The organism is Malaciobacter halophilus (assembly GCF_002837275.1).
Classification (GTDB): Bacteria; Campylobacterota; Campylobacteria; order Campylobacterales; family Arcobacteraceae; genus Malaciobacter; species Malaciobacter halophilus.
In genome coordinates, this window is record NZ_NXIF01000089.1 from 1 (window position 1) to 2,272 (window position 2,272).

General features: G+C 24.5%; 2 protein-coding genes. Both read left to right on the forward strand.

Features of this window, described 5'->3' with window-relative positions:
- Window positions 1-216: 216 nt before the first annotated feature.
- A complete protein-coding gene (locus tag CP960_RS13390; RefSeq protein WP_101185963.1) occupies window positions 217-570 on the forward strand; it encodes a hypothetical protein in 354 nt (117 codons plus the stop codon).
- Window positions 563-2,272 (forward strand): ATP-binding protein (locus CP960_RS13395; protein WP_101185964.1); only part of this gene is annotated, 1,710 nt, incomplete at its 3' end. The genes CP960_RS13390 and CP960_RS13395, both read left to right, overlap by 8 nt.

Sequence of the window (2,272 nt, forward strand, 5' to 3'; positions counted from 1 at the left end):
GATTTTATTATTGTAAATAAAAATAAATAATCTATAATTTTTTTAAAAATAATAAAATTAAAGGTTTCGGTTTTTAACTAATTGATAATAAAACTCAAATAATATGAAAATTAATCTTAAATTAATATATAAGTCCATAAAAAGTTATATATTAAAGCTCATAGATAGTTAAGAGATATTAATGTATCATCAACACTTTAATTAAGAAGAGGTGCTATGATTTTTATACTATTTTTTGGTTTGCTTGTTATTTTATTTGTGGGTTTAAATATATATGACAATATGAATTTAAATAGATTAGAAGAGTACATAAAAAAACAAGATTGCCAAACATATATCTACTCAAGGGGTTCATATAAAGCTATTTGTCAAAATGGTATTTTGATTCTTAATAATAGTTTTATAGTAGATATAAATAAAGATAAAAAAGAGATTTTATATAAAGATATAAAACAAATAGTAGTTAAAAACAATAGTATCTTATTAAATGAAACAAAGCTAGACTTTAAACACAAAAATAGTTTAGATAAATTTTATAATTTGTTACAGGATAAGTTAAACGATGAATGAAATAATTGAGTTTATTAAAGCAGAAGATGTAAGTAAAACAGCATTTTTTGCGCAACTAAAATGTACAATTGAAGAAGCAAAGATTCTTCAATATCTTACTAAAGAGTATATTAATGGAAGAGATTCCATAGTTGTAATTGATGTTTTAAGTGAATTTTATGATGTTAAAAGTTTTGAACATCTATATAAAATAGAAGAGATAAAATCATTATTAGAATTAGGTTGGCTAGTTCATAACAGTTTTGAACATGTAAAAATAAGTGATATTTCTAAGCTAGAGTTATTAAACTCAAGTGTATCTTTATCTACTTCATTTTTAAAGCTTTTAGAAGAAGGTTCATTGGAGTTTGTTCTTCCTGAAATAAAAAAATATAGTGACCATTTAGAGTATTTGCAAGACCAATTTTTTAAAATAGATTTAGCAAAGCAGTTAAATATGGTTAAAAGAAATTTTGATGAGAACTCTCCAAATAGAAATAGACTAAAATCAAAATTATTAATGTTAGAAAATAGAATTAAAGAGAGAGTAAAAGTTACAGACAAAGAGATTATGCTTGAAGATTTTTTTAAAGAGCACTCTTTAGATGAGCAAGAACAAATGATATTTTTAGCACTATTAAAAGAGGAGTACTCAGGTGGTGATGGTACAATTAGAGATATGAATTCTTTAATTGAATTAATTTCAAGTGATGATTATGAAAAAATAAAATTTAGAACACTTTTAGAAGAGAGTTCAAAGTTAGTATCAAAAAATCTTATTGACTATGATGAGGTATTAACTCCTTTTGGAGGAATTAATAGAAACTTCTTTATTCCTGATGAGATTTTATATAAAATCTCTCATCCTACAAAGAAAAAGTCAAGAAGGTCTAAATTAAAGTTAAATAGTGTAATTAAGGAACAAGATATGTTTGAACTTATTTCTACTACAAAAACTTTAGATGATGTTGTATTAAATGATAAAACAAGAGATACTTTAAACTCTTTACTAAAACAAGTGGATAAAAATGTTTTAAATAGATTAAAACAATGGGGTGTTAAAGAGAAAAGAAGAGGTATTGAAGCAAGGATTATTTTTTATGGTTTTGCAGGGACTGGAAAAACATTAACTGCATTAGCTCTTGCAAGGTCTTTAAAAAGAGAAGTATTAAGTTTTGACTGTAGTAAAATTCTTTCAATGTATGTAGGTGAGAGTGAAAAAAATGTAAGAAGTATTTTTGATACATATAAAGATTTAGTTGAAAAAACAAAATCAGAACCTATATTATTGTTAAATGAAGCAGATCAATTTTTAAGTGCAAGAAGTAGTAGTTCTAATAGTGGTAGTGAAAAGATGCATAACCAAATGCAAAATATTTTTTTAGAACAAATTGAGAGATTTGACGGAATCTTAATAGCTACAACAAACCTTTTAGAATCTATTGATACAGCATTTTCAAGAAGATTTAATTATAAAATTGAGTTTAAAAAACCAAATGAAAAACAAAGAGAAGAGTTATGGAATAAACTTCTTCCCTCAAAACTTCCTTTAAGTGATGACTTTGATTTACAAGAGTTATTAAGTTATGAGTTAACTGGTGGACAAATAGAATTAGTTATTAAAAATACAGCTTATAAAGTTGCATTAGAAGAGGAACCTATTTTTACAATAGAAGCTTTTAAAGAGCAGATTCAAAAAGAGTTAAAAGGTAACTTTGATAGT